At 63.7% G+C, this 2,874-nt stretch carries 2 protein-coding genes; both read left to right on the top strand.

Annotation, left to right across the window (positions count from 1 at the left end; all coding sequences use genetic code 11):
• A partial coding sequence (locus B3605_RS01010) for a LysR substrate-binding domain-containing protein (protein WP_296431688.1) occupies nt 1-851 on the top strand: 851 nt, incomplete at its 5' end.
• A 190-nt stretch (nt 852-1,041) separates the two neighbouring features.
• On the top strand, nt 1,042-2,571 hold the full coding sequence (locus B3605_RS01005) for an ABC transporter substrate-binding protein (RefSeq protein WP_183795346.1): 1,530 nt from the start codon (nt 1,042-1,044) through the stop codon (nt 2,569-2,571).
• Nucleotides 2,572-2,874: the final 303 nt, after the last annotated feature.

Genomic DNA, 2,874 nt, shown 5'->3' with positions numbered 1-2,874 from the left:
AGAACCTGAATGTTGCGCCAACAGCGATCAGCCGGCAGATCGAGAACCTCGAATATCATTTCGGCGCGCCGCTGGTGGAGCGCAGCTCGCGCGGCGTCAAGCTGACGGCCGCCGGCGAACTGCTCGCCGCCCGCGCCGGCCGCACCCTGCGCGAGCTCGATCATGTCGGCCAGCTGATCGAGGATCTGAAAGGCCTGCAGGCCGGCCGCGTCGCCATCCACGCCAATGGCGCCACCGTCGCCAATCTCCTGGCGCCGGCGCTGGCCGAGTTCAGCCTCAAATATCCCAAGCTGCATTTCGAGGTCACCATCTCCAGCGCCCGCCAGGCCGTCGAGGCGGCCAATGGCGGCGAGGCGGATATCGCTGTCACCCTGTTTGCGCCGGCCGTAACCGGCACCAAGGTCAGGCTACGCTCCGAGATCGCCTACGACCTGATCGTCTCGACAGGCCATCCGGCAGCCGAGCGGCTGGAGGTCAGCCTCAAGGATATAGCCGACTATCCATTGGCGCTGCCCGATCCGTCCTTCGGCTTCCGCCAGGCTTTCGACGCGCTGTTCGAGAAAGCAGGATTGAGCTTTGATGCCGTCTTCGTCACCAGTTCGCTGGAAATGCTGAAGGAACTGGTGCTGAGCGGCGCAGCCGCGACGCTGCTTCCGGCGCTGACGGTGCGTCGCGAGATCGAGGCCGGCCAGCTGCGTGCCGTGCCGCTGGCGCCGAGAAGTGCCATTCGCACCCATGTCGATCTCTGCGTCGCGCCCGATCGCCAGCTATCGTTTGCCGCCTCCAAGCTTCTCGACTTCATCGAGCGCTTCATGCGCGAGCGCGCCGGCGGCCCTGTCGGCAAGGGCTGAGGAAATGCAGCGGCCGCCAACAGACGGTCTTGCACTTGCATCGCCTTGGACTTGCATCCGGCAGAAAATTCCTGTGTAGCTCTTTCGGCTACACTGAGCACACAAAATCGTCATTGTGTGTGCACAGGCGCAATGACACTCTATCGGCAATCGGCCAGTTGCAGCAAGCGGCGGCCATGAAGGGGACATGATGATCAAGCTTTCGCTCGCGCCCTCGGCGCGTCTCGTTCGTCGTCTTTCGCTTGGGGCCGCCGTCTCGGCCGGCCTGGTGATGCTCAGCCTGACCCCGGCTGAAGCCGCCAAGACCACGCTCAGCCTCGGCATGACCATCGAGCCCACAGGCCTCGACCCGACGATCGCCGCCCCCGTCGCCATCGGCCAGGTCACCTGGCAGAATGTCTTCGAGGGGCTGGTGACGATCGACGAGGCCGGCAAGGTCCAGCCGCAGCTGGCGAAAAGCTGGGAGATCTCGGCCGACGGACTGACCTATACGTTCACGCTGCGCGACGGCGTGACCTTCCATGACGGACAGGCCTTCGATTCGGCCTCAGCCAAGTTCGCGCTCGACCGCGCCCGCGGCAAGGACTCCGTCAATCCGCAGAAGCGCTTCTTCGCCTCCATCGCTTCGATCGATACACCCGATGCCGCGACATTGGTGCTGCATCTCTCCGAGCCCACCGGCAGCCTGCTCTACTGGCTCGGATGGCCGGCCTCCGTCATGGTGGCGCCGAACTCTGCCGCCGACGACAAGACCAAGCCTATCGGCACCGGCCCCTTCAAGTTCGTCAGCTGGGCCAAGGGCGACAAGGTCGAGCTGGAAAAGAACGCCGGCTATTGGAACAAGGATGTCTCGGTCGCGCTCGACAAGGTCACCTTCCGCTTCATCGCCGATCCGCAGGCGCAGGCAGCCGCGCTGAAATCCGGCGACGTCGACGCCATCCCCGAATTCGCAGCACCTGAGCTGATGACCTCGTTCGATGGCGACGCCAGGCTGGCGACCAAGATCGGGAACACCGAGCTCAAGGTCGTGGCCGGCATGAACAATGCCGAAAAGCCTTTCAACGACAAGCGCGTGCGCCAGGCCCTGATGATGGCGATCGACCGCAAGACGGTGATCGAAGGCGCCTGGTCCGGCTTGGGAACGCCGATCGGCAGCCACTACACGCCGAACGATCCCGGCTATGTCGACCTGACCGCCAAGCTCCCCTACGATCCCGAAAAGGCCAAGGCCTTGCTGACGGAAGCTGGCTACCCCGATGGCTTCACCTTCACGATCAAGTCGCCGCAAATGGCCTATGCGCCGCGCAGCGCCGAGGTCATGCAGGCCATGCTCGCCGAAATCGGCGTGACCATGACCATCGAGCCCACCGAATTCCCGGCCAAGTGGGTCCAGGACGTGATGAAGGACCGCGCCTACCAGATGACCATCGTCGCCCATGCCGAGCCGATGGACATCGACATCTATTCCCGCGATCCCTACTACTTCAACTACAAGAACCCTGATTTCAACGCGCTGATGAAGAAGGTCCAGGAAACCACCGATCCGGCCACGCAGGCCAAGATCTACGCCGAGGCGCAAACCATCCTCGCCGACGACGTCCCTGCGCTCTTCCTCTTCGTCATGCCCAAGCTCGGCGTCTGGGACAAGAAGTTGAAAGGTCTCTGGGAAAACGAGCCGATCCCGTCGAACGTACTCACCAACGTCTCCTGGGACGAATAGGTGGCGGGAGGGTTTGTGTTGGTAGGAGAGGATGGAGAGGTTGGGGTAAGCGTTACGGTAACGGCAAGCACCGAGCTTGCGGCGCCCCCTCATCCGACCCTCCGGGCCACCTTCTCCCCATGGGGGAGAAGGGGAGGTTTGGGCGAGCGGCTCACCCCGAGTCTCTTCTCCCCAACGGGGAGAAGGTGCCGGCAGGCGGATGAGGGGGCCACACGCTCGAAGTTCATTTACAGCCGAGTCGCCAACAGCCATCGCCCCGCCCAGGTTACCCCCCTCTGCCCTGCCGGGCATCTCCCCCACAAG

This window comes from Rhizobium sp. UBA1881, assembly GCF_002338015.1.
In the GTDB taxonomy this organism is placed as follows: Bacteria; Pseudomonadota; Alphaproteobacteria; order Rhizobiales; family Rhizobiaceae; genus Rhizobium.
Note: the sequence above shows the minus strand (reverse complement) of the source record. Positions and strands in the feature narration are given on the sequence as shown.

Coding starts and splice junctions, on each gene's coding strand:
- B3605_RS01005 (WP_183795346.1), top strand. CDS start 1,042: ATGATCAAGCTTTCGCTCGCGCCCTCGGCGCGTCTCGTTCGTCGTCTT.